This is a genomic window from Streptomyces sp. NPDC053431, assembly GCF_044544925.1.
Lineage (GTDB): Bacteria > Actinomycetota > Actinomycetes > Streptomycetales > Streptomycetaceae > Streptomyces.
Genome location: NZ_JBITXX010000011.1, coordinates 176,647 through 200,459, shown reverse-complemented (window position 1 = coordinate 200,459; position 23,813 = coordinate 176,647). Strand labels below are relative to the sequence as shown.

At 71.0% G+C, this 23,813-nt stretch carries 22 protein-coding genes; 5 read left to right on the top strand and 17 right to left on the bottom strand.

Features of this window, described 5'->3' with window-relative positions:
• Positions 1-2: 2 nt before the first annotated feature.
• The 12 genes from nuoL to ACIGXE_RS24735 form a co-directional block, all read right to left on the bottom strand.
• Positions 3-1,943 carry an NADH-quinone oxidoreductase subunit L gene (gene nuoL / locus ACIGXE_RS24790; protein WP_399750913.1) on the bottom strand — a complete coding sequence of 647 codons (1,941 nt, stop codon included), beginning with the start codon at positions 1,941-1,943 and terminating at the stop codon, positions 3-5.
• Positions 1,944-1,954: 11 nt separating this feature from the next.
• Positions 1,955-2,254 carry an NADH-quinone oxidoreductase subunit NuoK gene (gene nuoK, locus ACIGXE_RS24785; protein WP_399750911.1) on the bottom strand — a complete coding sequence of 100 codons (300 nt, stop codon included), beginning with the start codon at positions 2,252-2,254 and terminating at the stop codon, positions 1,955-1,957.
• The gene (locus ACIGXE_RS24780) at positions 2,251-3,090 is read right to left on the bottom strand and encodes an NADH-quinone oxidoreductase subunit J (RefSeq protein ID WP_399750910.1); all 840 of its coding nucleotides are present in this window, start codon (positions 3,088-3,090) and stop codon (positions 2,251-2,253) included. Before ACIGXE_RS24780 ends, nuoK begins: the two co-directional genes overlap by 4 nt.
• Complete coding sequence (gene nuoI / locus ACIGXE_RS24775) at positions 3,087-3,701, bottom strand: NADH-quinone oxidoreductase subunit NuoI (RefSeq protein WP_399750908.1); 615 nt, start codon at positions 3,699-3,701, stop codon at positions 3,087-3,089. Before nuoI ends, ACIGXE_RS24780 begins: the two co-directional genes overlap by 4 nt.
• On the bottom strand, positions 3,694-5,055 hold the full coding sequence (nuoH, locus tag ACIGXE_RS24770) for an NADH-quinone oxidoreductase subunit NuoH (protein WP_399750907.1): 1,362 nt from the start codon (positions 5,053-5,055) through the stop codon (positions 3,694-3,696). The genes nuoI and nuoH overlap by 8 nt, the downstream gene beginning before the upstream one ends.
• A complete protein-coding gene (locus ACIGXE_RS24765) occupies positions 5,052-7,535 on the bottom strand; it encodes an NADH-quinone oxidoreductase subunit G (protein WP_399750905.1) in 2,484 nt (827 codons plus the stop codon). The genes nuoH and ACIGXE_RS24765 overlap by 4 nt, the downstream gene beginning before the upstream one ends.
• On the bottom strand, positions 7,532-8,881 hold the full coding sequence (nuoF, locus tag ACIGXE_RS24760) for an NADH-quinone oxidoreductase subunit NuoF (protein WP_399750903.1): 1,350 nt from the start codon (positions 8,879-8,881) through the stop codon (positions 7,532-7,534). Before nuoF ends, ACIGXE_RS24765 begins: the two co-directional genes overlap by 4 nt.
• Entirely contained in the window at positions 8,881-9,624 is a 744-nt protein-coding gene (gene nuoE, locus ACIGXE_RS24755; RefSeq protein WP_399750901.1) for an NADH-quinone oxidoreductase subunit NuoE, read from the bottom strand. Before nuoE ends, nuoF begins: the two co-directional genes overlap by 1 nt.
• Positions 9,621-10,946: an NADH-quinone oxidoreductase subunit D gene (locus ACIGXE_RS24750; RefSeq protein WP_399750899.1), complete on the bottom strand. Its 1,326-nt coding sequence runs from the start codon at positions 10,944-10,946 to the stop codon at positions 9,621-9,623. Before ACIGXE_RS24750 ends, nuoE begins: the two co-directional genes overlap by 4 nt.
• Positions 10,943-11,674 (bottom strand): NADH-quinone oxidoreductase subunit C, encoded by a 732-nt coding sequence (locus ACIGXE_RS24745; protein WP_399750897.1) that lies wholly within the window; start codon positions 11,672-11,674, stop codon positions 10,943-10,945. The genes ACIGXE_RS24750 and ACIGXE_RS24745 overlap by 4 nt, the downstream gene beginning before the upstream one ends.
• An 88-nt stretch (positions 11,675-11,762) precedes the next feature.
• Positions 11,763-12,317: a NuoB/complex I 20 kDa subunit family protein gene (locus ACIGXE_RS24740; RefSeq protein ID WP_399750895.1), complete on the bottom strand. Its 555-nt coding sequence runs from the start codon at positions 12,315-12,317 to the stop codon at positions 11,763-11,765.
• A 17-nt stretch (positions 12,318-12,334) separates the two neighbouring features.
• On the bottom strand, positions 12,335-12,694 hold the full coding sequence (locus ACIGXE_RS24735; RefSeq protein ID WP_030494815.1) for an NADH-quinone oxidoreductase subunit A: 360 nt from the start codon (positions 12,692-12,694) through the stop codon (positions 12,335-12,337).
• Between the two features lie 670 nt (positions 12,695-13,364).
• On the opposite strand from ACIGXE_RS24735, the gene ACIGXE_RS24730 reads away from it, so the two are divergent.
• Positions 13,365-14,183, top strand: coding sequence for a C40 family peptidase (locus ACIGXE_RS24730; protein WP_399750893.1), 819 nt, complete (start codon positions 13,365-13,367; stop codon positions 14,181-14,183).
• A 68-nt stretch (positions 14,184-14,251) separates the two neighbouring features.
• On the opposite strand, the gene ACIGXE_RS24725 is transcribed toward ACIGXE_RS24730, so the two are convergent.
• Positions 14,252-15,307, bottom strand: a complete 1,056-nt coding sequence (locus ACIGXE_RS24725) for an NAD(P)-dependent oxidoreductase (protein ID WP_399750891.1) — start codon at positions 15,305-15,307, stop codon at positions 14,252-14,254.
• Positions 15,308-15,391: 84 nt separating this feature from the next.
• On the opposite strand from ACIGXE_RS24725, the gene ACIGXE_RS24720 reads away from it, so the two are divergent.
• Positions 15,392-16,369, top strand: coding sequence for a helix-turn-helix domain-containing protein (locus ACIGXE_RS24720; RefSeq protein ID WP_399750889.1), 978 nt, complete (start codon positions 15,392-15,394; stop codon positions 16,367-16,369).
• Here the strand turns inward: ACIGXE_RS24720 and ACIGXE_RS24715 are convergent.
• A complete protein-coding gene (locus ACIGXE_RS24715) occupies positions 16,335-17,621 on the bottom strand; it encodes a geranylgeranyl reductase family protein (protein WP_399750887.1) in 1,287 nt (428 codons plus the stop codon). The two genes, ACIGXE_RS24720 and ACIGXE_RS24715, sit on opposite strands and share 35 nt — an antisense overlap.
• 144 nt (positions 17,622-17,765) lie before the next feature.
• On the opposite strand from ACIGXE_RS24715, the gene ACIGXE_RS24710 reads away from it, so the two are divergent.
• Together ACIGXE_RS24710 and ACIGXE_RS24705 are read left to right on the top strand one after the other, a co-directional pair.
• Entirely contained in the window at positions 17,766-18,488 is a 723-nt protein-coding gene (locus ACIGXE_RS24710; RefSeq protein ID WP_399750885.1) for a peptidase inhibitor family I36 protein, read from the top strand.
• Positions 18,485-19,942, top strand: a complete 1,458-nt coding sequence (locus ACIGXE_RS24705) for a phosphodiester glycosidase family protein (RefSeq protein ID WP_399750883.1) — start codon at positions 18,485-18,487, stop codon at positions 19,940-19,942. The genes ACIGXE_RS24710 and ACIGXE_RS24705 overlap by 4 nt, the downstream gene beginning before the upstream one ends.
• A gap of 18 nt (positions 19,943-19,960) precedes the next feature.
• Here ACIGXE_RS24705 and ACIGXE_RS24700 read toward each other — a convergent pair whose 3' ends face one another.
• From ACIGXE_RS24700 to mqnC, 3 genes are all read right to left on the bottom strand, one after another.
• Complete coding sequence (locus ACIGXE_RS24700) at positions 19,961-20,656, bottom strand: demethylmenaquinone methyltransferase (RefSeq protein ID WP_399750881.1); 696 nt, start codon at positions 20,654-20,656, stop codon at positions 19,961-19,963.
• A 90-nt stretch (positions 20,657-20,746) separates the two neighbouring features.
• Positions 20,747-21,346 (bottom strand): imidazolonepropionase-like domain-containing protein, encoded by a 600-nt coding sequence (locus tag ACIGXE_RS24695; RefSeq protein ID WP_399750879.1) that lies wholly within the window; start codon positions 21,344-21,346, stop codon positions 20,747-20,749.
• Positions 21,347-21,363: 17 nt separating this feature from the next.
• Entirely contained in the window at positions 21,364-22,563 is a 1,200-nt protein-coding gene (mqnC, locus tag ACIGXE_RS24690; RefSeq protein WP_399750877.1) for a cyclic dehypoxanthinyl futalosine synthase, read from the bottom strand.
• A 182-nt stretch (positions 22,564-22,745) separates the two neighbouring features.
• Between mqnC and ACIGXE_RS24685 the strand changes: the two genes are divergently transcribed.
• Complete coding sequence (locus ACIGXE_RS24685; protein WP_399750874.1) at positions 22,746-23,813, top strand: alpha/beta hydrolase; 1,068 nt, start codon at positions 22,746-22,748, stop codon at positions 23,811-23,813.

The window sequence follows — 23,813 nt, the reverse complement described above, 5'->3', positions numbered from 1 at the left end:
TGTTACACCGCCCTCATCAGCAGGGTGACGGCGACGAGCACCGCCGTACCTCCGAACATGGAGACCGCGTACGACCGGGCGTAGCCGTTCTGGAGCTTGCGCAGCCGGCCGGAGAACCCGCCGACCGAGGCCGCGGTGCCGTTGACCACCCCGTCGACGAGGCTGTGGTCGACGTAGACGAGGGAGCGGGTCAGGTGCGTGCCGCCACGGACGAAGACGACGTGGTTGAAGTCGTCCTGGAGCAGGTCGCGGCGGGCGGCCCGGGTGAGCAGCGAGCCGCGCGGGGCGACCACCGGGACCGGGCGGCGCCCGTACTGGAGGTACGCGACGCCGACGCCGAGGAGCATGACGGCGACGGTGGCGGTGGTGATCGCGCCGGCGCCGATCGGCGGGTGTCCGTGCTCGAAGCCGGTGACCGGCTCCAGCCACTTCACGAAGCGCTCCCCGATGCTGAAGAAGGCACCGGCGAAGACCGATCCGAAGGCGAGCAGGATCATCGGGATCGTCATGGTCTTCGGCGACTCGTGCGGGTGCGGCAGCTCTCCCGCGGCGTGCTCGGCGGCCGGTTCGGCGCTGGGCGCCTTGTCGGCGTCCGGCGCGGGCTGCCAGCGCTTCTCGCCGAAGAAGGTCATGATCATCACGCGGGTCATGTAGTACGCGGTGACGGCGGCGCCGAGGAGGGCGCAGGCGCCGAGGATCCAGCCCTCGGTACCGCCCTTGGCGAAGGCCGCCTCGATGATCTTGTCCTTGGAGAAGAAGCCGGACAGGCCGGGGAAGCCGATGATCGCGAGGTAACCGAGGCCGAAGGTCACGAAGGTGACCGGCATGTACTTCCGCAGGCCGCCGTACTTGCGCATGTCGACCTCGTCGTTCATGCCGTGCATGACCGAACCGGCACCGAGGAACAGCCCGGCCTTGAAGAAGCCGTGGGTGACCAGGTGCATGATCGCGAAGGCGTAGCCGATCGGGCCGAGGCCGGCCGCGAGGACCATGTAGCCGATCTGCGACATCGTCGAGCCGGCCAGCGCCTTCTTGATGTCGTCCTTCGCGCAACCGACGATCGCACCGAAGAGGAGCGTGACGGCGCCGACCACGGTGACGACCAGCTGCGCGTCGGGGGCGGCGTTGAAGATCTCGCCGGAGCGGACGATCAGATAGACGCCGGCGGTCACCATGGTGGCCGCGTGGATGAGGGCCGAGACCGGGGTCGGGCCCTCCATCGCGTCCCCGAGCCAGGACTGCAGCGGCACCTGGGCCGACTTGCCGCAGGCGGCGAGGAGCAGCATCAGCGCGATCGCGGTCAGCTTGCCCTCGGAGGCCTCGTCCGTCGCGCCCAGGACCGGGCCGAAGGCGAAGGTGCCGAAGGTGGTGAACATCAGCATGATCGCGATCGACAGGCCCATGTCGCCGACCCGGTTGACCAGGAAGGCCTTCTTGGCGGCGGTGGCCGCGGTGGGCTTGTGCTGCCAGAAGCCGATCAGGAGGTACGAGGCGAGGCCGACGCCCTCCCAGCCGAAGTACAGCAGCAGGTAGTTGTCGGCGAGGACGAGCAGCAGCATCGCCGCGACGAACAGGTTGAGGTAGCCGAAGAAGCGGCGGCGCCGCTCGTCGTGCTCCATGTAGCCGACGGAGTACAGGTGGATGAGCGTGCCGACGCCGGTGATCAGGAGCACGAAGGTCATCGACAGCTGGTCGAGCTGGAAGGCGATGTCCGCCTGGAAGCTCTCCACCGGGATCCAGGTGAACAGGTGCTGGTGCAGGGTCCGGTCGTCCGGGCTCCTGGAGAGCATGTCGGCGAACAGGGCCAGGCCGATCCCGAAGGAGACGGCGGCCAGCAGGGTGCCGAGCCAGTGCCCGGTCCGGTCGAGCCGCCGCCCGCCGCACAGCAGGACCGCCGCTCCGAGCAGGGGCGCGCCGACGAGCAGCGCAATGAGGTTGTCCACAGGTCAGCCCCTCACAGCTTCATCAGGCTGGCGTCGTCGACCGAGGCCGAGTGACGGGCACGGAAGACGGACACGATGATCGCGAGTCCGACGACGACCTCCGCGGCGGCCACGACCATCGTGAAGAAGGCGATGATCTGGCCGTCGAGATTGCCGTGCATACGGGAGAAGGTGACGAACGCGAGGTTGCAGGCGTTGAGCATCAGCTCGACGCACATGAAGAGCACGATCGCGTTCCGCCGGATCAGCACCCCGACCGCGCCGATGCCGAACAGCAGGGCGGCCAGGTACAGGTAGTTGACGGGGTTCACCGGGAGGCCTCCTCTTCGTCCCGCGTCCGGCCCAGGCGCTCCTCGGAGCGCCGCTCCAGGGCCTTGAGGTCCGCGAGCGCCTCACCGGACACGTCACGGATCTGGCCCCGCTTGCGCAGGGTCGAGATGACGGTCAGCTCGGCCGGGGTGCCGTCGGGCAGCAGGCCGGCGACGTCCACCGCGTTGTGCCGGGCGTAGACGCCGGGTGCCGGGAGCGGCGGGAGGTGCTTGCCTTCCCGGACGCGCTGCTCGGCCAGCTCGCGCTGGGTGCGGGCGCGTTCGGTGCGCTCGCGGTGGGTGAGGACCATCGCGCCGACCGCCGCGGTGATGAGCAGGGCGCCGGTGATCTCGAAGGCGAAGACGTACTTGGTGAAGATGAGGGCGGCGAGGCCCTCCACGTTCCCGCCGTTGGCCGTGTTGGCCGTACCGAGCCCGTTGAACCGGCTCAGCGAGGCGTGGCCGAGGCCGGCGATCAGCAGGACGCCGAAGCCGAGCCCGCAGGCGGCGGCCCACCAGCGCTGGCCCTTGATGGTCTCCTTCAGCGAGTCGGCGGCGGTGACGCCGACCAGCATGACCACGAAGAGGAACAGCATCATGATCGCGCCGGTGTAGACGACGATCTGGACGATGCCCAGGAAGTACGCGCCGTTCGCGAGGTAGAAGACCGCCAGGACGATCATGGTCCCGGCGAGGCAGAGCGCCGAGTGGACGGCCTTCCTCATGAGGATCGTGCACAGCGCGCCGATGACGGCGACGGTGCCGAGCACCCAGAACTGGACGGCCTCACCGGTGGAGGTGCCGGCGGCGAGCGGCACGGTCGAGGCGAGCGCGCTCATCGGCCGACCACCTTCCCCGACGCCGGCTCGGACTCGCCGAAGGTCGACTCGCCCTCCTGCGTCTCGCCCTTGGAGACGGCCACCTGCCGGACGGTGCCGGGCGCCGCCTCGGTGACCCGGCCGCGGTAGTAGTCCTGCTCGTCCGTGCCGGGGAAGATGGCGTGCGGGGTGTCCACCATGCCCTCGTCCAGGCCCGCGAGCAGCTGCTCCTTGGTGTAGATCAGGTTCTCGCGGGAGGAGTCGGCCAGCTCGAACTCGTTGGTCATCGTCAGCGCGCGCGTGGGGCAGGCCTCGATGCACAGTCCGCACAGGATGCAGCGGGCGTAGTTGATCTGGTAGACGCGGCCGTACCGCTCGCCCGGCGAGTAGCGCTCCTCGTCGGTGTTGTCGGCGCCCTCCACGTAGATGGCGTCGGCGGGGCAGGCCCAGGCGCACAGCTCGCAGCCGACGCACTTCTCCAGACCGTCGGGGTGACGGTTGAGCTGGTGCCGGCCGTGGAAGCGGGGCGCCGTCGTCTTCTGCTGCTCCGGGTACTGCTCGGTCAGCCGCTTCTTGAACATGGCCTTGAAGGTCACGCCGAAGCCGGCCACCGGATTCTGGAAATCAGACACCGTCCGTCTCCTTTCCATCACTCGCAGTAGCAGTATCGGGGCCACCACTGACAATCAGCTCCCGCTCGCTGCGGGACCGACGCCGCGGTACGGGCGGCAGGGACTGGCCGGGCTTGGGCGGTACGGGGAACCCGCCGGCCATCGGGTCGAACGGACGGGTGTCCTCGGCCGAAGGCGCCTGCCCCTTGGCCTTCTTGTCGCGGAAGACGTCCGCGACGAAGGAGAGCAGCAGCACCGCGAGGACGGCCCCGGCGACGTAGAGCACGATGGTCTGGAAGTCGTAGTTCTCGTTGCGCAGCGCCCGGACGGTCGCGACCAGCATCAGCCAGACCACGGAGACCGGGATGAGCACCTTCCAGCCCAGCTTCATCAGCTGGTCGTAGCGGACGCGGGGCAGCGTGCCGCGCAGCCAGATGAAGAAGAACAGCAGCAGCTGGACCTTGAGGACGAACCAGAGCATCGGCCACCAGCCGTGGTTCGCGCCCTCCCAGAAGGTGCTGACCGGCCAGGGGGCGCGCCAGCCGCCGAGGAAGAGGGTCACCGACACGGCGGAGACGGTCACCATGTTCACGTACTCGGCGAGCATGAACAGCGCGAACTTGATGGACGAGTACTCGGTGTTGAAGCCGCCGACCAGGTCGCCCTCGGACTCCGGCATGTCGAAGGGGGCGCGGTTGGTCTCGCCCACCATGGTGACGATGTAGATGATGAAGGAGACCGGCAGCAGCACGATGTACCAGCGGTCGGCCTGCGCCTCCACGATCTTCGAGGTCGACATCGACCCGGAGTAGAGGAAGACGGAGGCGAAGGCGGCGCCCATGGCGATCTCGTAGGAGATCATCTGCGCGCAGGAGCGCAGACCGCCGAGGAGCGGGTACGTCGAGCCGGAGGACCAGCCGGCGAGGACGATGCCGTAGATGCCGACGGACGCGACCGCGAGGACGTACAGCATCGCGATCGGCAGGTCGGTGAGCTGCATCGTGGTGCGCTGTCCGAAGATCGACACCTCGTTGCCGGCCGGGCCGAACGGGATCACCGCGATCGCCATGAACGCCGGGATGGCGGCGATGATCGGGGCGAGCACGTAGACGACCTTGTCGGCCCGCCGGACGATCACGTCCTCCTTCAGCATCAGCTTGACGCCGTCGGCGAGCGACTGGAGCAGGCCCCAGGGGCCGTGCCGGTTGGGACCGATGCGCAGCTGCATCCAGGCGACGACCTTGCGCTCCCACACGATGGAGAAGAGCACGGTCACCATGAGGAACGCGAAGCAGAACACCGCCTTGATCGCGACGAGCCACCAGGGGTCGCGCCCGAACAGGGACAGGTCTTCCGCGGCGAGCAGCGTGTTCACGCCTGCACCTCCGTCGAAGGGGTGGCCGGGCCGATGCGGACCAGGTCGCCGGGGCGGGCGCCGGTGCCGGCGAGGACGCCGTGGCCCGTGGAGTTCAGCGGGAGCCAGACCACCCGGTCGGGCATCTCGGTGACGGCCAGCGGGAGGGCGACCGAGCCGGCCGGGCCGGAGACGTCGAGCAGGTCGCCGTCCTTGACGCCGGTGTCGGCGGCGGTCGTCGCCGACAGCCGGGCCACGGCGGCGTGCCGGGTGCCGGCCAGGGCCTCGTCGCCCTCCTGGAGGCGGCCCAGGTCGAGCAGCAGCCGGTGCCCGGCGAGCACGGCCTCGCCGTCGCCGGGGCGGGCCGCGACCTGGCCGGGCTCGGCCGGCTCGGTGGCCCGCTCGCCGGTCCAGCCGCCGAGCCGGTCCAGCTCGCGCCGCACGGACCGCAGGTCCGGCAGGCCGAGGTGGGCGTCCATGGCGTCGGCCAGCATGTGCAGCACGCGGGCGTCGGTCGGGGCCGCCGGCCGGGTCATCTGCTCCGGCTTGAGCGCGGCCTCGAACAGCCGGGCCCTGCCCTCCCAGTTGAGGAAGGTGCCGGGCTTCTCGGCGACGGCGGCGACCGGCAGGACGACGTCGGCCCGCTCGGTGACCGCGCCGGGACGCAGCTCCAGGGAGACGACGAAGGCCGCGTCGAGCGCCTCGAGGGCGCGCGCCGGGTCCGGCAGGTCGTCGACGTCGACGCCGCCGACGAGCAGCGCGGCGAGTTCGCCGGTGGCGGCGGCCTCGACGATCTGGCCGGTGTCGCGGCCGTAGCCGTGCGGGAGTTCGCGGACGCCCCAGACGGCGGCGACCTCGTCACGTGCGCGGGGATCGGTCGCGGGCCGGCCGCCGGGCAGCAGCGCCGGGATGGCGCCCGCCTCGACGGCGCCGCGCTCGCCGGCCCGGCGCGGGATCCACACCAGTCGGGCGCCGGTGGCGGTGGCGGCCCGTACGGCGGCGGTGAGCGCGCCGGGCACCCCGGCGAGCCGCTCGCCGACGGCGATGACGGCGCCCTCCTGGCGCAGCGCCTCGGCGGCGGCGAGTCCGTCCGCGGAGAGGCCGGCGCGGGAGGTGAGGGCGTCGAGCCACTCGCTCTCGGTGCCGGGCGCGGCGGGCAGCAGCGTGCCCCCGGTCTTCTCCAGGCCGCGGGTGGCGAACGCGGCGACCGCGAACGTCCGCTGGCCCTTCTTCCGCCAGGCCTTGCGCAGCCGCAGGAAGACGCCGGGGGCCTCCTCCTCGGACTCCAGGCCGACCAGGAGCACGGCCGGGGCGGCTTCCAGCGAGGTGTACGTGACCCCGCTGCCGTCCAGGTCGCGACCGCGCCCCGCGACGACGGAGGCCAGGAAGTCGGCCTCCTCGCCGGAGTGGACGCGGGCCCGGAAGTCGACGTCGTTGGTGTCGAGGGCGACCCGGGCGAACTTGGCGTACGCGTAGGAGTCCTCGACGGTCAGCCGGCCGCCGGCCAGGACGCCGGTGCGGCCGCGGACCAGACCGCGGGCCGCGGCCTCCAGCGCCTCCGGCCAGGACGCCTGCTCCAGCCGGCCGGTCTCCGGGTCGCGGACCAGCGGGGTGGTGAGCCGGTCGCGCTGCTGCGCGTACCGGAACCCGAACCGCCCCTTGTCGCAGATCCACTCCTCGTTGACCTCGGGGTCCTCGGCGGCGAGCCGCCGCATGACCTTGCCGCGCCGGTGGTCGGTGCGGGTCGCGCAGCCGCCGGCGCAGAGCTCGCAGACGCTCGGCGACGACACCAGGTCGAAGGGGCGGGAGCGGAACCGGTACGCGGCCGAGGTGAGCGCGCCGACCGGACAGATCTGGATGGTGTTGCCGGAGAAGTACGACTCGAAGGGGTCGCCGTTGCCGAGGCCGACCTGCTGGAGCGCACCGCGCTCGATCAGCTCGATCATCGGATCGCCGGCCACCTGGTTGGAGAAGCGGGTGCAGCGCGCGCACAGCACGCAGCGCTCGCGGTCCAGGAGCACCTGGGTGGAGAGCGGGATCGGCTTCTCGTAGGTCCGCTTGACGCCCTCGAAGCGGGACTCGGCCTGCCCGTGGGACATGGCCTGGTTCTGCAGCGGGCACTCGCCGCCCTTGTCGCAGACCGGGCAGTCCAGCGGGTGGTTGATGAGCAGCAGCTCCATCACGCCGTGCTGGGCCTTCTCGGCGACCGGCGAGGTCAGCTGCGACTTCACCACCATGCCGTCGGTGCAGGTGATGGTGCAGGAGGCCATCGGCTTGCGCTGGCCCTCGACCTCGACGATGCACTGGCGGCAGGCGCCGGCCGGGTCGAGGAGCGGGTGGTCGCAGAAGCGCGGGATCTCGATGCCGAGCTGCTCGGCGGCCCGGATCACCAGGGTCCCCTTGGGGACGGAGACCTCGATGCCGTCGATCGTCAGGGTGACGAGGTCCTCCGGCGGCACCGCCGCACCTCCCCCTCCGGGGGCGGACGTGGTGACGGTCATGCGTTCACCTCCCGGTGCTTGTCCGCCCAGGCCGTCGACTTGGCGGGGTCGAAGGGGCAGCCCTTGCCCGTGATGTGCTGCTCGTACTCGTCGCGGAAGTACTTCAGGGACGAGAAGATCGGCGAGGCGGCGCCGTCGCCGAGGGCGCAGAAGGACTTGCCGTTGATGTTGTCGGCGATGTCGTTCAGCTTGTCGAGGTCGGACATGACGCCCTTGCCGGCCTCGATGTCGCGGAGCAGCTGGACGAGCCAGTAGGTGCCCTCGCGGCAGGGGGTGCACTTGCCGCAGGACTCGTGGGCGTAGAACTCGGTCCAGCGGGTGACGGCCCGGACGACGCAGGTGGTCTCGTCGAAGCACTGCAGCGCCTTGGTGCCGAGCATGGAGCCGGCGGCGCCGACGCCCTCGTAGTCGAGCGGGACGTCGAGGTGCTCCTCGGTGAACATCGGGGTCGAGGAGCCGCCGGGGGTCCAGAACTTGAGGCGGTGGCCGGGCCGCATCCCGCCGCTCATGTCGAGGAGCTGGCGCAGCGTGATGCCGAGCGGGGCCTCGTACTGGCCCGGCGAGGCGACGTGGCCGCTGAGCGAGTAGAGCGTGAAGCCGGGGGACTTCTCGGTCCCCATGGACGTGAACCAGTCCTTGCCCCGGTGCAGGATCGCGGGAACCGAGGCGATGGACTCGACGTTGTTCACGACGGTGGGGCAGGCGTACAGACCGGCGACCGCGGGGAAGGGGGGACGCAGCCGGGGCTGGCCGCGGCGCCCTTCGAGCGAGTCGAGCAGGGCGGTCTCCTCGCCGCAGATGTACGCGCCGGCGCCGGCGTGCACGGTGAGTTCCAGGTCGAGACCGCTGCCCAGGATGTTCCGGCCGAGGTAGCCCGCGTCGTACGCCTCCCGCACCGCGTGGTGCAGCCGGCGCAGCACCGGGACGACCTCGCCGCGCAGGTAGACGAAGGCGTGCGAGGAGCGGATCGCGTAGCAGGCGATCACGATGCCCTCGATGAGCGAGTGCGGGTTGGCGAAGAGGAGGGGGATGTCCTTGCAGGTCCCGGGCTCGGACTCGTCGGCGTTGACGACGAGGTAGTGCGGCTTGCCGTCGCCCTGCGGGATGAACTGCCACTTCATCCCGGTCGGGAAGCCGGCGCCGCCGCGGCCACGGAGGCCGGAGTCCTTGACGTACGCGATGAGGTCGTCGGGCGACATCGCGAGGGCCTTGCGCAGGCCCTCGTAGCCGTCGTGCCGCCGGTAGGTCTCCAGGGTCCAGGATTCGGGCTGGTCCCAGAAGGCCGACAGGACGGGTGAGAGCAGCTTCTCGGGGCTGCTGTTGTTGATCTCGGCTGCCAAGGTCATCACTCCCCCTCCCCACTGGCCGATTCGCCGCGCGGGTGGACGATCTTGTGGTGCGGGGTCTCGCCCTTGGCCAGCCGCAGCCCGACGAGCGAGGCCGGCCCGGCCCCTCCGGTGGCCTCGACGGCCCCCTCGCGCTCGTCGGGGAAGCCGGCCAGGATGCGCGCGGTCTCCTTGAAGGTGCACAGGGGCGCGCCGCGGGTGGGCGCGACGGGGCGCCCGGACCGCAGGTCGTCGACGAGCCGCTTGGCGGACTCGGGCGTCTGGTTGTCGAAGAACTCCCAGTTGACCATCACCACGGGCGCGAAGTCGCAGGCCGCGTTGCACTCGATGTGCTCCAGGGTGACCTTGCCGTCGGCGGTGGTCTCGTCGTTGCCGACGCCCAGGTGTTCCTTGAGCTCCTCGAAGATGGCGTCGCCGCCCATGACCGCGCACAGGGTGTTGGTGCAGACGCCGACCTGGTAGTCGCCGGACGGCTTGCGCCGGTACATGGAGTAGAAGGTGGCGACGGCGGTGACCTCGGCGGTGGTCAGCCCGAGCAGATCGGCGCAGAACCGCATGCCCGTCCGCGTCACGTGCCCCTCCTCCGACTGCACGAGGTGCAGCATCGGCAGGAGCGCGGAGCGGGACCCCGGGTAGCGGGCGATGATCTCCTTCGCGTCCGCCTCCAGCCGGGCGCGCACCTCGGCCGGGTAGTCGGGGGCGGGCAGCTGGGGCATCCCGAGACTGGTGTGTCCGTCCGTCATCGGTCGACGCCTCCCATCACGGGGTCGATGGACGCGACGGCGACGATGACGTCGGCGACCTGGCCGCCTTCGCACATCGCGGCCATGGCCTGGAGGTTGGTGAAGGACGGGTCGCGGAAGTGGACCCGGTAGGGGCGGGTGCCGCCGTCGGAGACGACGTGGACGCCGAGTTCGCCCTTGGGGGACTCGACCGCCGCGTAGGCCTGTCCGGCGGGGACCCGGAAGCCCTCGGTGACCAGCTTGAAGTGGTGGATCAGGGCCTCCATCGAGGTGCCCATGATCTTCTTGATGTGGTCGAGGGAGTTGCCGAGTCCGTCGGGGCCGAGCGCGAGCTGGGCGGGCCAGGCGATCTTCTTGTCGCCGACCATGACCGGGCCGGGCTGCAGGCGGTCGAGGCACTGCTCGACGATCCGCAGGGACTGGCGCATCTCCTCCAGGCGGACCAGGAAGCGCCCGTAGGCGTCGCAGCTGTCGGCGGTCGGGACCTCGAAGTCGTAGTTCTCGTAGCCGCAGTACGGGTCGGTCTTGCGCAGGTCGTGCGGGAGGCCCGCGGAGCGCAGGATCGGGCCGGTGGCTCCCAGCGCCATGCAGCCGGTGAGGTCCAGGTAGCCGACGTCCTGCATGCGGGCCTTGAAGATGGGGTTGCCGGTGGCGAGCTTGTCGTACTCCGGCAGGTTCTTCTTCATGGTCTTCACGAACTCGCGCACCGCGTCGACGGCGCCCGGCGGGAGGTCCTGGGCCAGGCCGCCGGGGCGGATGAACGCGTGGTTCATGCGCAGGCCGGTGATCAGCTCGTACAGGTCCAGGATCATCTCGCGGTCCCGGAAGCCGTAGATCATGATCGTGGTGGCGCCGAGCTCCATGCCGCCGGTGGCGATGCAGACCAGGTGCGAGGAGAGCCGGTTGAGCTCCATGAGGAGCACCCGGATGACGCTCGCCCGGTCCGGGACCTGGTCGGTGATGCCGAGCAGCTTCTCCACGCCGAGGCAGTACGCCGTCTCGTTGTAGAACGAGGTGAGGTAGTCCATGCGCGTGACGAAGGTGGTGCCCTGCGTCCAGGTCCGGTACTCGAGGTTCTTCTCGATGCCGGTGTGGAGGTAGCCGATGCCGCAGCGGGCCTCGGTGACGGTCTCGCCGTCGATCTCCAGGATGAGCCGGAGCACGCCGTGGGTGGACGGGTGCTGGGGGCCCATGTTGACGACGATGCGCTCGTCGTCGGCCTTGGCGGCGGACTGGACGACCTCGTCCCAGTCGCCGCCGGTGACCGTGTAGACGGTCCCCTCGGTGGTCTCGCGTGCGGACGACGCGTTGGGGCTGGTCACGAGTACGACCTCCGCTGGTCCGGAGCCGGGATCTGGGCGCCCTTGTACTCGACGGCGATGCCGCCGAGGGGGTAGTCCTTGCGCTGCGGGTGGCCCTGCCAGTCGTCCGGCATCATGATCCGGGTGAGGGCGGGGTGGCCGTCGAAGACGATGCCGAAGAAGTCGTACGTCTCGCGCTCGTGCCAGTCGTTGGTCGGATAGACCGGGACGAGCGACGGGATGCGCGGGTCGGCGTCGGGCGCCGAGACCTCCAGGCGGATCAGCCGGCCGTGGGTCAGCGAGCGCAGGTGGTAGACGGCGTGCAGCTCGCGGCCCTTGTCGCCGGGGTAGTGGACGCCGGAGACGCCGGTACACAGCTCGAAGCGCAGGGCGGGGTCGTCGCGCAGGGTGCGGGCGACCCGGACGAGGTGCTCGCGCTCGACGTGGAAGGTGAGCTCCCCGCGGTCGACCACCGTCTTCCCGATGGCGTTCTCAGGGACCAGGCCCTGCTCCTCCAGGGCGCCCTCCAGCTCGTCGGCGACCTCGTCGAACCAGCCGCCGTACGGGCGGGTGGCCGGCCCGGGCAGGCGCACGGAGCGGACCAGGCCGCCGTAGCCGGAGGTGTCGCCGCCGTTGTTGGCGCCGAACATGCCGCGCTGGACGCGGACCTCCTCCCCGTGGTCGCCGCGCTGGCCGGGCAGGTTCTGCGCGCTGAGCTCCTTGTCGGGGTTCGGGGTTTCGTCGCTCATCGTGTTGTCCCGTTCCCTTCTCCGCCCGCGCGGCGCAGAGGCGCGGCTTTCGTTGTCGTCTGCGGCCCGGCGGCCGGGCGTGCGTCGGTCACCTCAGCAGACCCTTCATCTCGATGGTCGGCAGCGCCTTGAGCGCCGCCTCCTCCGCCTCGCGGGCCGCTTCCGCGGCGTTCACGCCGAGCTTGGAGCCCTGGATCTTCTGGTGGAGCTTGAGAATCGCGTCCATCAGCATCTCCGGGCGCGGCGGGCAGCCCGGCAAATAGATGTCGACCGGGACGATGTGGTCGACTCCCTGCACGATCGCGTAGTTGTTGAACATTCCGCCCGAGGACGCGCAGACCCCCATGGAGATGACCCACTTGGGGTTCGGCATCTGGTCGTAGACCTGCCGCAGGACGGGCGCCATCTTCTGGCTGACGCGGCCCGCGACGATCATGAGGTCGGCCTGGCGCGGGGAGCCCCGGAAGACCTCCATGCCGAAGCGGGCCAGGTCGTAGCGGCCGGCGCCGGTGGTCATCATCTCGATGGCGCAGCACGCGAGGCCGAAGGTCGCGGGGAAGACGGAGGCCTTTCGGACCCACCCCGCGGCCTGTTCGACGGTCGTCAGCAGAAAACCGCTCGGCAGCTTCTCTTCGAGTCCCATGGGTGCTCCTCAGCCCCTCAGTCCCATTCCAGGCCGCCGCGCCGCCACACGTACGCGTAGGCGACGAAGACGGTGAGCACGAAGAGCAGCATCTCCACGAGCCCGAAAAGCCCCAGGGCGTCGAAGGTGACGGCCCAGGGGTAGAGGAAGACGATCTCGATGTCGAAGACGATGAAGAGCATCGCCGTCAGGTAGTACTTGATCGGGAAGCGACCGCCTCCGGCCGGCGTAGGCGTCGGCTCGATGCCGCACTCGTACGCCTCAAGTTTTGCCCTGTTGTACCGCTTTGGCCCGATAAGCGTGGCCATGACCACGGAGAAGATCGCAAACCCCGCTCCCAGGGCACCGAGCACGAGGATGGGCGCGTACGCATTCACGCTCCTCGCTCCTTCCAGTCGTCCTTGACCGTTGGACCGCACCGTCGGCTCGTGGGGGCCTCGCGAAAGATCGCCAACATGTGAGGCAGTTCACAAGCCCGACTGCCGCGTATCTTAAGCCCGCCCCTCTGTGATCTGCGACACGGGGTACACCAAGGACTTTGTGATCTCCACCACCTGACGAAGGATCATGAAGTCGGATGAGCGGTGATCTTGCCACTCGAAGCGCCCAGGTGATCACCAGATGTGACATCCGGATCGGAAAACGCTGGTCGGAGGGGTGTTGCACTATCAAGCCATGGGCACTACAGGCAAATTGGCGATGGATGCGGACGGGTGATAAAGGAACCGGCCGTCGCCCGGTCGAGGGGTCCGGCGTACCGAGGTGGACACGTGCGCGCGTTCACGAGCTCCGCTGTGACCTGCGCCACACGGGAGAGGGGGAGGAAAGAACGGGGCTTGGCCATCGAGGTGAAGAGGTGGTAAGCGACGGGCAATTCGGACCTTTCCTTGAAAACCCGTGATCAAGGCCCGAATGAGCCGCGCCCGATTTGCCCGTTACGGCGTCAATAAGGGCGCGGGAGAAGCGGATTCGAAGGTTCCGAACGTAACTGTGGCGCAACCCACGTTTCTTGAAGGGAACCGTGAAGCCCTGATAGCGGTTGTACTCATGTCCCAGACCGCTCACATACCCAGCCACCGGAAGCCCCGCCGCAGCGCCTCGAAGCTCGCGTTCCGGGCCGGAGTTGCCGGTGGCGTCTTCAGCACCATCGCGGTGGCCGGTGCCGCCGCGCCGGCGAACGCCGAGCCGGTGACCGAGAAGACCCTCGAGATGCCCACGCTGGGCTCCCTCGACGCCGACCTCGCGAGCGCCGTCTCCGCCTCCGCCGAGGCGAGCCAGCAGGAGGCCCTGGACCAGAGCCTCGCGGCCCAGGAGAACACGGCGCTGAAGAAGGCCGCCGCGGACGCCAAGAAGGCCAAGGCCGAGGCCGACCGCAAGGCCGAGGCCGAGCGGGCCGAGAAGGCCCGCGCCGAGGCCCAGGAGCGCGCCTCCCGCACCGCCACGCGCACCTCGCTCTCCGCCGCCTCCACCTCCGCCTCCGCGGGCGACTCCGCCGGCTCGCAGGTCGCCACCGGCTCCGCCGCCGCGATCGTGGCCTTCGCCAAGGCGCAGATCGGCGACGCCTACGTCTCCGGCGGCACCGGCCCCAACTCCTGGGACTGCTCCGGCCTCGTGCAGGCCGCCTACCGCCAGGCCGGCATCGACCTGCCGCGCATCTCCAGCGACCAGTCGAGCATGGGCACCTCCGTCTCCCTGAGCGACCTGCAGCCGGGCGACGTCCTGTACTGGGGCAGCCGCAGCGGCTCGTACCACGTCGCCATCTACGTCGGCGGCGGCAAGTACGTCGGCGCGCAGAACCCGTCCACCGGTGTCGTCGAGCGCGACCTGGACTGGGACCCGCCGTCGGGCGCCGTGCGGATCCTCTGATCCCACCCGTTCACGACGAAGGGCCGTCACTCCTCGGGGGAGCGACGGCCCTTCGTCCGTCTCAGGCGCTACTTCCGGAACGACTCGATGATCCTGGCGTAGCTGTCGCCCCCGTGGCCGGCCGCCACCGCCTCCCGCATCATCGCCAGGTGCAGCCGGGGCAGCCGCCCGTCGATCCCGCGCTCCTCGCCCGCGTGCAGCAGGTGTCCGACGGCGGCGACCTGGATGTCGATGGTGGCGTCGTCGCCCGGGTACTCCCCGGCGTCGATCTGGTCGGCGTACGAGGTGAGGAACCAGGACACCGTGCGCAGCCAGCGCACCGCCACCGCCGTGAACTCCTCGGCCGGCACCCCGTCCGCCCCCACGAGCGCGGTGGCGTGCAGCCAGCCGCCGAACACCGACCACATCAGGCCGAGCAGCCCGGCGTCGTACAGCGAGGCCAGACCCGCGTCCGCGCCCAGGTCCACCGGGTCGCCCAGGGCGGCGAGGGTGGGGCGGTGCGCGGCCAGGAGCTCGGGACCGCCCGCGTAAAGGATCATGTTGGCGCTGTCGCCGACGCCGGGCGGGGTGGTCATGACGCCGCCGTCGAGGTAGCCGATGCCGTGCCCGGCGGCCCACTCGGCCTCGGCGCGAGCCTGTTCCGGCGAGCCGGAGGTGAGGTTCACCAGGACCCGGCCGCGCAGCTCGGCGGCGACGGGGTCGAGAAGGGCGCGGACCGCCGGGTAGTCGAGGACGCAGACCACGACGAGCTCGCTCGCCGCGACCGCCTCGGCGACGCCGGCCGCGAGGACGGCGCCGCGGGCCACGAGCGGGGCGGCCTTCCCGGGGCTGCGGTTGAAGACGGTGGTGGGGTGACCGGCGTCGAGGAAGGCGGCGGCGAGGGCACTGCCCATCTGACCGAGGCCGATGACGGTGACGGGCTGCCGGGCGGGGGTGCCGGCGGAGGTGCCGGCGGAGGTGCCGACAGCCGCGCCGGCGGGAGCGGTGGTGGAGGCGGTGGCGGGCGCGGCGGCGGAGGCGGGCGCGGCGGCGGAGGCGGGCGCGGCGGCGGAGGAAGCGGCAGAGGCGGCGGAAGCGGTGTCGGCGGTGGACGCGGTGGCGGTGGCGGGGTTGTTCGTGGTCATGGCTCCACGCTCGCAGCGGCGGAAACCGGCCGACAGGGGAAGGACTGACGCCCGGCGCACGCTTCCTGCCATAGGGTCGCGGACATGAGCGCAGGAGCAGTGGCCGTCGCCCTCGTGCCGGACGAGCGGGGCGGGGTCTCCCCCTGGGACCTGTACGAACTGTCCGTCGCGTCCATGGTCTTCGGCATCCCGCACACCGATCTGGCCGACCCCTGGTACACGCTGCGGGTCTGCGGCCCGGCCCCGCACGCCACCCACGGCCTGGAGGGCCTCGCGGACGCGGACACCGTCGTCGTGCCGTCGGTGCCGGACGCGGTGGTCGAGGGCCGCCAGGAGCTGCCGGCCGACGTGGTCGAGGCGCTGCGGGCGGCGGCGGAGGCCGGGGCGCGGATGGTGTCGATGTGCAGCGGGGCGTTCGCGCTCGCCGCGGCGGGCCTGCTCGACGGGCGCCGGGCCACGCTCCACCACGCGTACGCGACCGAACTCGCGGCCCGCCATCCGGAGGTGACGGTCGACGCGTCCGTCCTCTACACGGACGAGGAGACGGTCCTGACGAGCGCGGGCGCCGCCGCCGGCCTGGACCTGTGCCTGCATCTCGTCCGGAAGGACCTCGGCGCGGGAGTCGCCGGCGCGCTCGCGGGCCGCCTCGTGGTCCCGGCCCAGCGGGCAGGCGACCTGCCGCAGTTCGTGGCCGCCCCGCTGCCGCCGGCGGACGGGCCGGACACCCTCGGCCCGGCCCTCCGGTGGGCCGTGGAACACCTGGACGAGCCGCTGACCGTCGACGAGCTGGCCCGCCGCGCCCACATGAGCCCGCGCACCTTCTACCGCCGGGTCCGCGAGACGCACGGCACCACGCCGCTGCAGTGGCTGCTCGGCCGGCGGGTGGCAAGGGCCCAGACGCTGCTCGAGACCACCGACCTGCCCGTCGAGCAGGTCGGCGAGCGCAGCGGACTGGGCACGGCGGCCAATCTGCGCCGCCACTTCACCCAGGCGGTCGGGGTGCCCCCGACCGCCTACCGGGCCCGGTTCAGGCCTTCGGAGCGACCTTCGACAGGCCGTTGATGATGCGGTCCATCGCGTCGCCGCCCGTCGGGTCGGTGAGGTTGGCCAGCATCTTCAGGGTGAACTTCATCAGGACGGGGTGGGTCAGACCGCGCTGGGTGGCGATCTTCATGACCTTCGGGTTGCCGATGAGCTTCACGAAGGCGCGGCCCAGCGTGTAGTAGCCGCCGTAGGTGTCCTTGAGGATCTTCGGGTAGTGGTGCAGGGCCAGTTCCCGCTGGGCGGGGGTCTGCCGGGCGTGGGCCTGGACGATCACGTCGGCGGCGATCTGGCCGGACTCCATCGCGTAGGCGATGCCCTCGCCGTTGAACGGGTTGACCAGGCCGCCGGCGTCGCCGACGAGCAGCAGGCCCTTGGTGTAGTGCGGCTGGCGGTTGAAGGCCATCGGGAGGGCGGCGCCGCGGATCGGGGTGGTCATGTTCTCCGGGGTGAAGCCCCAGTCCTCCGGCATGGACGCGCACCAGGCCTTGAGGACCTCGCGCCAGTCCAGCTCGCGGAAGGCGGAGGAGGAGTCGAGGATGCCGAGGCCGACGTTGGAGGTGCCGTCACCCATGCCGAAGATCCAGCCGTAGCCGGGGAGCAGGCGGTCCTGCGGGCCGCGCCGGTCCCACAGCTCCAGCCAGGACTCCAGGTAGTCGTCCTGGTGGCGGGGGGTCGTGAAGTACGTCCGGACGGCGACGCCCATCGGGCGGTCCTCGCGCCGGTGCAGGCCCATCGCCAGGGAGAGACGGGTGGAGTTGCCGTCGGCGGCGACGACGAGCGGGGCGTGGAAGGTGACCTCGCGCTTCTCCTCGCCGAGCTTGGCGTGGACGCCGGTGATCCGGCCGGTGCGGTCGTCGATGATCGGGGCGCCGACGTTGCAGCGCTCGTACAGCCGGGCGCCGGCCTTCTGCGCCTGACGGGCCAGCATCTCGTCGAAGTCGTCGCGCTTGCGGACCAGACCGTAGTCCGGGTAAGAGGCGAGATCCGGCCAGTCGAGCTGGAGCCGGACGCCGCCGCCGATGATCCGCAGGCCCTTGTTGCGCAGCCAGCCGGCCTCTTCGGAGATGTCGATGCCCATGGCGACGAGCTGCTTGGTGGCGCGCGGGGTGAGGCCGTCGCCGCAGACCTTCTCGCGGGGGAACGCGGTCTTCTCCAGGAGCAGGACGTCGAGTCCGGCCTTGGCCAGGTAGTACGCGGTGGTCGAGCCCGCCGGGCCCGCCCCGACGACGATCACATCTGCGGTGTGCTCGGAGAGGGGCTGCTCGGTCACGGCGGGGTCTCCCGGGGATGCGGCGGTTCAGGACGCCTCGCAGTCTATGGGGGCCGGTCATGCCCGTCGTCGCCGGGCGCGGACCGTCCGCCCCGGGCGTAAACCCCTCGCCGCGCACGCACCGTGCGGGCAAGATCATGGAACGTGATCACCACTCGTCCACAGATACGCCGGGGCTCGCTGCTCGCGGCCCTCCTCGCCCTGCTCTGCTCGGCGTTCCTCGTGCTGCCCGCGAACGCCGAGCCGCTCCCCTTCGAGGACTGTCCCACGGGGCAGTTCTGTCTCTACGACGGCAGCGGGGGCACCGGCACCCGCAGCGACGCCCCCGAGGGCGCCAAGGCCGAACGGGACGCCGGCACCGTCCTGTCCGTCAAGAACAACACCGGCATGTGGGCGTGCATGTACGGCAAGCCCGAGTACGGCGGCGGCCTCCAGACCGTCAAGCCGGGCAACGACGACGAGTACGTCACCGCCGGCGTCCGCTGGGTGGTCGGCTCGTACAAGCTCGTGCCCTCCCGCGCCCTGTGCTTCACCGGCTACGAGCGCTGCGAGAACGGCAAGGTCTGCACCTTCGCCGAGCGCAACGGCCGCGGCGCGATGACCGTCCACGTCGCGGCCGTCGACCCCGCGACGCAGAACCTCGGCGACAGCTACGGCCCCGAGGTCGCCCCCGCGTCCGTGTTCAACCGCACCGCCAAGCACCTCTGCCTCTACCCGAACGCCGACTACAGCGGCAGCTGGACCCAGGGCACCACGGTCTACGGCGCGTACGTCGTGCTGCGCGGCCAGAGCGTGACCGTCCCCGCCCCGTTCGCGGGCACGTTCCGCTCCCACGAGCTCGTCAACGGAACCTCGGAGTGCCAGTGACCACGCCCCTTCGCCCCGCCCTCGCCGTCACCGCCGCCCTCGCCGCGACCCTCGCCCTGACCGCCTCGACCGCCCCCGCCGCCGGCGCGGCGGACGCCGTGGTGAGCCCGCTCGCCGCGAACTGGGTGCAGACCGCGGTGCCGGACGCCGACACGCTTCCGCCCGGTGTCACGGTCACGCAGTGGACCGAGAAGAACCTCGACAACCGGACCAGACCCCGCCTCCTCCAGCTCGTGGAGATCGACCCCACCGCCGCGCCGCTCGACCTGTCGAGCACCGTCGGCGCGGGCGACGGCCTGGCCGAGACGGTCGCCGAACAGCTCGCCGGAGTCAGCTCGGTGGCCTCCCGGCACCCCGTGGCCGGTGTCAACGGCAGCCTGTTCAAGTCGGAGAAGCCGCACCCCGACCTGGTGGACGCGGCACCCGTCACCCTCCAGCACCTGGGCGTCTCGGTCACCGACGGCGTACTGCACGGCGCCAGTTGCTGGGGCGGTGGCCAGGGCACGTCGGGTGCCGTGATCCAGTACGGCGTCCCCTACATCACCAAGCTGCGCACCGACCTCGGCCTGACGGCGGCCGACGGGGCGCCCGCGCGCCTCGACGACATCAACCGGGACCCCGGGCGCGCCCGGGGCTGCGCCCGGGACACCGAGGACAGGCTCGTCGCCGAGTCGGTCACCGGGCAGAAGGGTGTCTACACCGACCCCGACGAGATCGTCCTGTTCACCTCCGACTACAAGTACCCGGTGCCCAAGCCCGACCTGGACGCGACCGTCACCACGGACGACGACCCCGGCTTCGAGGTCGTCCTCGACTCCACGGGCAAGGTGACGGCGGCCCGCGCCGGCCGTGGCGGCGGCAAGGGCAGCACCGTCCAGGTCAGGGTGCCGTCCGGCGGCCGCATCCTCCAGGGGGTCGGCACCGGCGCCGCCTGGCTGCGCGACCACGCGCTCCTCGGCACCACGCTCAAGGTCTCCCAGAAGCTGACCGACCGGTTCGGCCGGGAGATCCCGCTGGACCCGTCGGTCGACGTGGTGAGCTCCTTCCACCAGCTCCTGCGGGACGGCGCCGTCGTGCCCGAGCTGGTCAACACCTGCGGAGACACGGACACCGGCGCTGACGGCACCGCGATCTGCACCGACTCGCGGGTGGCCCTCGGCACCAACGTGCGCGGCCACACGGTCTTCGTCACGCTGACGGGACAGCTGCAGCCCGACAACACCACGACCCACGAGGACGGCGCGTGGCTGCACGCGTGGGGCGAGCTCCTGGACTCCGAGGAGCTCGGCCTGATCGACGCGCTCAACCTGGACGGCGGCGGCTCGGCGACCCTGATGACCGGCACCACCGTGCGCACCCCGCCGACGGACCGGGTGAACGGCGTGTACGTGCACCGGGCCGTCGCCGACGCCGTGTACGCCGGGATCAGCGGCTACGGCATGTACAAGAAGTAGCCCGGAGCCGTCCAGGGCCTAGGCGGCCTTGAACCCCCGGTGCAGGGCCACGATCCCGCCCGTCAGGTTCCGCCAGGCCACCCGCTCCCAGCCGGCCTTCCGCATCATTCCCGCGAGGGTCGGCTGGTCGGGCCAGGACCGGATGGACTCGGCGAGGTAGACGTACGCGTCGGGGTTGGACGACACGGCGCGCGCGACCGGCGGCAGGGCGCGCATCAGGTACTCCTCGTACACGGTGCGGAAGGGCGCCCAGGTGGCGTGCGAGAACTCGCAGATGACGACCCGGCCGCCGGGCTTCGTCACCCGGTACAGCTCGCGCAGCGCCTGGTCGGTGTCCTGGATGTTGCGCAGCCCGAAGGAGATGGTGACGGCGTCGAAGACGTCGTCCTTGAAGGGCAGCTTGGTGCCGTCGCCGGCCGTGAACGGCATCCAGGGGTGGTTCTTCTTGCCGACCCGCAGCATGCCGAGCGAGAAGTCGCAGGGCACGACGTACGCGCCGGCCCGCGCGAAGGGCTGCGAGGAGGTCGCGGTGCCGGCGGCGAGGTCCAGGATCTTCTGCGCGGGCCGCGCCTCGACCGCCTTGGCGACCTCCTTGCGCCACCGGCGGTCCTGCCCGAGGGACAGCACGTCGTTGGTGAGGTCGTAGTTCGCCGCCACGTCGTCGAACATGGAGGCGACTTCGTGCGGCTGCTTGTCCAGGGTGGCGCGGGTCACTGGCGTTCGCCTCACTTGTGTCGTACTGCCGGCTGACGTTACGCCCGCATTGTCGCAGGGCACCGCGGGCACGTCGGTCGCCGGGCCCGGTCAGCGGGCGCGGTAGACCAGCCGGCCGCCCACCACGGTGGCCACGCAGGTGGCGGGACCCCGGCGCACCAGGGCCGCCCGGTCGGGCACGTCGAAGACGGCGAACCGGGCCGGGCCGCCCGCCGCCAGGCGGGGCAGCAGCACGAGCGGCGTCGGCGCCAGGGACGGCGGCCCCGGCAGGTTCGGCGGGCGCTGCCCCACGGCGAGCCCGGCCCGGCGCACCGCGTCCTGGGCGGCCCGTCCGCGCAGCTCGCCGGCGACGGCGACCGTGCCGTGCGCGAGGAGCCGCTGCACGCCGCGCCGCGCGCTGGCGCCGAGCCGCGCGGGGTCGGCGCGGAAGATCTCCCGCGCCCGCTCCCCGGTGATCGGCTCGGTGCCGTAGGTGTCGGCCTCGCGCGGGTCGGGGTGGTAGGTCTGTTCGAGGAGTTCCGGGCCGTACGGGTTGAGCAGGCCGGGCGTGAGGATGCCGGGCCAGCGGCGCAGCCGGGCGTCCTCGTGGGCGGCGGCCAGTTCCTCGTACGGGCCGACGGCCGCGACGAGCGCGCCGTCGACGAGGACCGCGTTCTCGGGCGACGCGTCGGCGACGTGCAGCGTCAGCATGGGGGCGTCCGTCCCGGTCAGTTCGCGTCGAGCAGCTTCAGCTCGGGGTGGGCCGTGCCGCCCTCGATCGCGATGGACGAGATGTGGGAGGCCACGCGCTCGTCGACCGGGTCGTTCGCCGGGTCGTCGTGGACGACCAGGTGCTCGTACGTGGTGGAGCGCTGGGCCGGGACGCGGTCGGCCGTGCGGATCATGTCGATCATCTCGCGCAGGTTGGAGCGGTGCTTGGCACCGGCCGAGGAGACGACGTTCTCCTCCAGCATGATCGAGCCGAGGTCGTCGGCGCCGTAGTGCAGGGTGAGCTGGCCGATCTCCTTGCCGGTGGTCAGCCAGGAGCCCTGGATGTGGGCGATGTTGTCCATGAAGAGGCGCCCGATGGCGATCATCCGCAGGTACTCGAAGATCGTGGCCTGCGTGCGGCCCTTCAGGTGGTTGTTCTCGGGCTGGTACAGGTACGGGATGAAGGCCCGGAAGCCGCCCGTCCGGTCCTGCGTGTCGCGGATCATCCGCAGGTGCTCGATGCGCTCGGCGTTGGTCTCGCCGGTGCCCATGAGCATCGTGGAGGTGGACTCGACGCCCAGCTTGTGGGCGATCTCCATGATCTCCAGCCAGCGCTCGCCGGACTCCTTGAGCGGCGCGATGGCCTTGCGGGGGCGCTCGGGCAGCAGCTCCGCGCCGGCGCCGGCGAAGGAGTCGAGGCCGGCGGCGTGGATCCGGGTGATGGCCTCCTCGACCGAGACGCCGGAGATCCGGGCCATGTGCTCGACCTCGGACGCGCCGAGGGAGTGGATGACCAGCTGGGGGAACTCCGCCTTGATGGCCGCGAAGTTCTTCTCGTAGTACTCGACGCCGAAGTCCGGGTGGTGGCCGCCCTGGAACATGATCTGGGTGCCGCCGAGCTCGACGGTCTCCGCGCAGCGGCGCAGGATGTCGTCGAGGTCGCGGGTCCAGCCCTTCTTGGTGTCCTTGGGCGCCGCGTAGAAGGCGCAGAACTTGCACGCCGTCACACAGACGTTCGTGTAGTTGATGTTGCGCTCGATGATGTACGTCGCGATGTGCTCGGTCCCCGCGTACCGGCGGCGGCGCACGGCGTCGGCGGCGGCGCCGAGGGCGTGCAGCGGCGCCGAGCGGTAGAGGTCGAGCGCCTCCTCGGGGGTGATCCGGCCACCGGCGGCGGCGCGGTCGAGAACGGACTGGAGATCGGCCTTCTCGGTCACCGGGTGTGTCCCTTTCGGAGGGGTGCGGACGCGTACTGAACGGACCGAGCCAGCCTACGCCAGGGCCTCCGCGCGGATTCGTCCCGGTCCCGAGCCAACCGAACGGCGCCGGGATCCCTCTCCTTCTCCGGAATCCGCCGTATTACCCGAAACGCATGTCGAACCGCACCCGGAGACCCGTCATGAAACGTCGCCGCCCGCTCGCCCGGACCCTCGCGGCCACCCTCGCCCTCGGCACCACCCTGGCCGTGGTGACCGGCTGCTCGAAGGACGAGGACGAGCCGGTCTCCTTCGACACGCCGCGCGGCGGCCGGGCCGCCGACCACCAGGTCGCGCAGCAGCACCGGGGCAAGGGCGAGGCCGGGGAGGGCACCAAGGTGCCCGAGACCCTGTTCCCCACCGGACCGAAGGCGGAGTTCACCACCGCCAACACCGTCGAGGACGGCACCAAGATCGGTGTCACCGAGGTCCACGGCGCGAAGTCCGGGTTCACGGGCAAGGTGTGGGTGTGGGCCCCCAAGCAGTATTTCGACCCGAAGTACGCGGACAGCGGCTTCCCGGTCCTCATCTCCCTGCCCGGCGGCGTCGGCTATCCGACGAATTACTGGATGGGCACGGACCTCAAACTCCAGTCGAGCGTGGCCCGGTGGTCGGAGGAGGGAAAGAGCCTTCCGTTCATTCTGGTGATGCCTGTCCTCAACCCGGACGACAAGCACTACTACGACGGCAGTGATATTCCGGGCCAGCCGAAAATGGGCACCTGGCTGACCGAGGACGTGCCTGATTTCGTCCGGGCCAATTTCCGGACCTTCAAGTCCCGGGACGGCTGGGCGTTCATGGGCTCGTCCTCGGGCGGCTTCGTCGCGCTCAAGTCCGTGCTGCAGAAGCCGGACAAGTTCAAGGCCGCCATCGCCTCCGGCCCGGACTACGTCCCGGACTCCCCGCTGTGGCAGGGGCACGGGAAGGAGCAGCAGGCGAACAACCCGGAGAAGCTGGCCGCCGCCCTGAACAAGAAGCCCGACACGCCCGGGAACCGGGTGTACCTGGGCTTCCAGATCGGCACCAAGGAGACCAGCCGGGGCAAGCTGAACGCCTTCATGCGGGCGTACACCAACAAGGGCCCCGTGAAGGCCCACCTCCAGGTCATCCAGAACGGCGGGCACAACGCGCGCAGCTACATCAAGGGGATGGACGAGGGCACCATCGCCTGGATCAGCAAGCAGCTCCAGCCGCCGATCCCCTCGTCCTGA

Bases quoted from the DNA above. Each gene is read 5' to 3' on its own strand.
- ACIGXE_RS24780 (WP_399750910.1), bottom strand. From the start codon at position 3,090: ATGAGCGCGCTCGCCTCGACCGTGCCGCTCGCCGCCGGCACCTCCACC.
- ACIGXE_RS24765 (WP_399750905.1), bottom strand. From the start codon at position 7,535: ATGACCGTCACCACGTCCGCCCCCGGAGGGGGAGGTGCGGCGGTGCCG.
- nuoF (WP_399750903.1), bottom strand. From the start codon at position 8,881: ATGACCTTGGCAGCCGAGATCAACAACAGCAGCCCCGAGAAGCTGCTC.
- nuoE (WP_399750901.1), bottom strand. From the start codon at position 9,624: ATGACGGACGGACACACCAGTCTCGGGATGCCCCAGCTGCCCGCCCCC.
- ACIGXE_RS24745 (WP_399750897.1), bottom strand. From the start codon at position 11,674: ATGAGCGACGAAACCCCGAACCCCGACAAGGAGCTCAGCGCGCAGAAC.
- ACIGXE_RS24740 (WP_399750895.1), bottom strand. From the start codon at position 12,317: ATGGGACTCGAAGAGAAGCTGCCGAGCGGTTTTCTGCTGACGACCGTC.
- ACIGXE_RS24730 (WP_399750893.1), top strand. From the start codon at position 13,365: ATGTCCCAGACCGCTCACATACCCAGCCACCGGAAGCCCCGCCGCAGC.
- ACIGXE_RS24725 (WP_399750891.1), bottom strand. From the start codon at position 15,307: ATGACCACGAACAACCCCGCCACCGCCACCGCGTCCACCGCCGACACC.
- ACIGXE_RS24720 (WP_399750889.1), top strand. From the start codon at position 15,392: ATGAGCGCAGGAGCAGTGGCCGTCGCCCTCGTGCCGGACGAGCGGGGC.
- ACIGXE_RS24695 (WP_399750879.1), bottom strand. From the start codon at position 21,346: ATGCTGACGCTGCACGTCGCCGACGCGTCGCCCGAGAACGCGGTCCTC.
- ACIGXE_RS24685 (WP_399750874.1), top strand. From the start codon at position 22,746: ATGAAACGTCGCCGCCCGCTCGCCCGGACCCTCGCGGCCACCCTCGCC.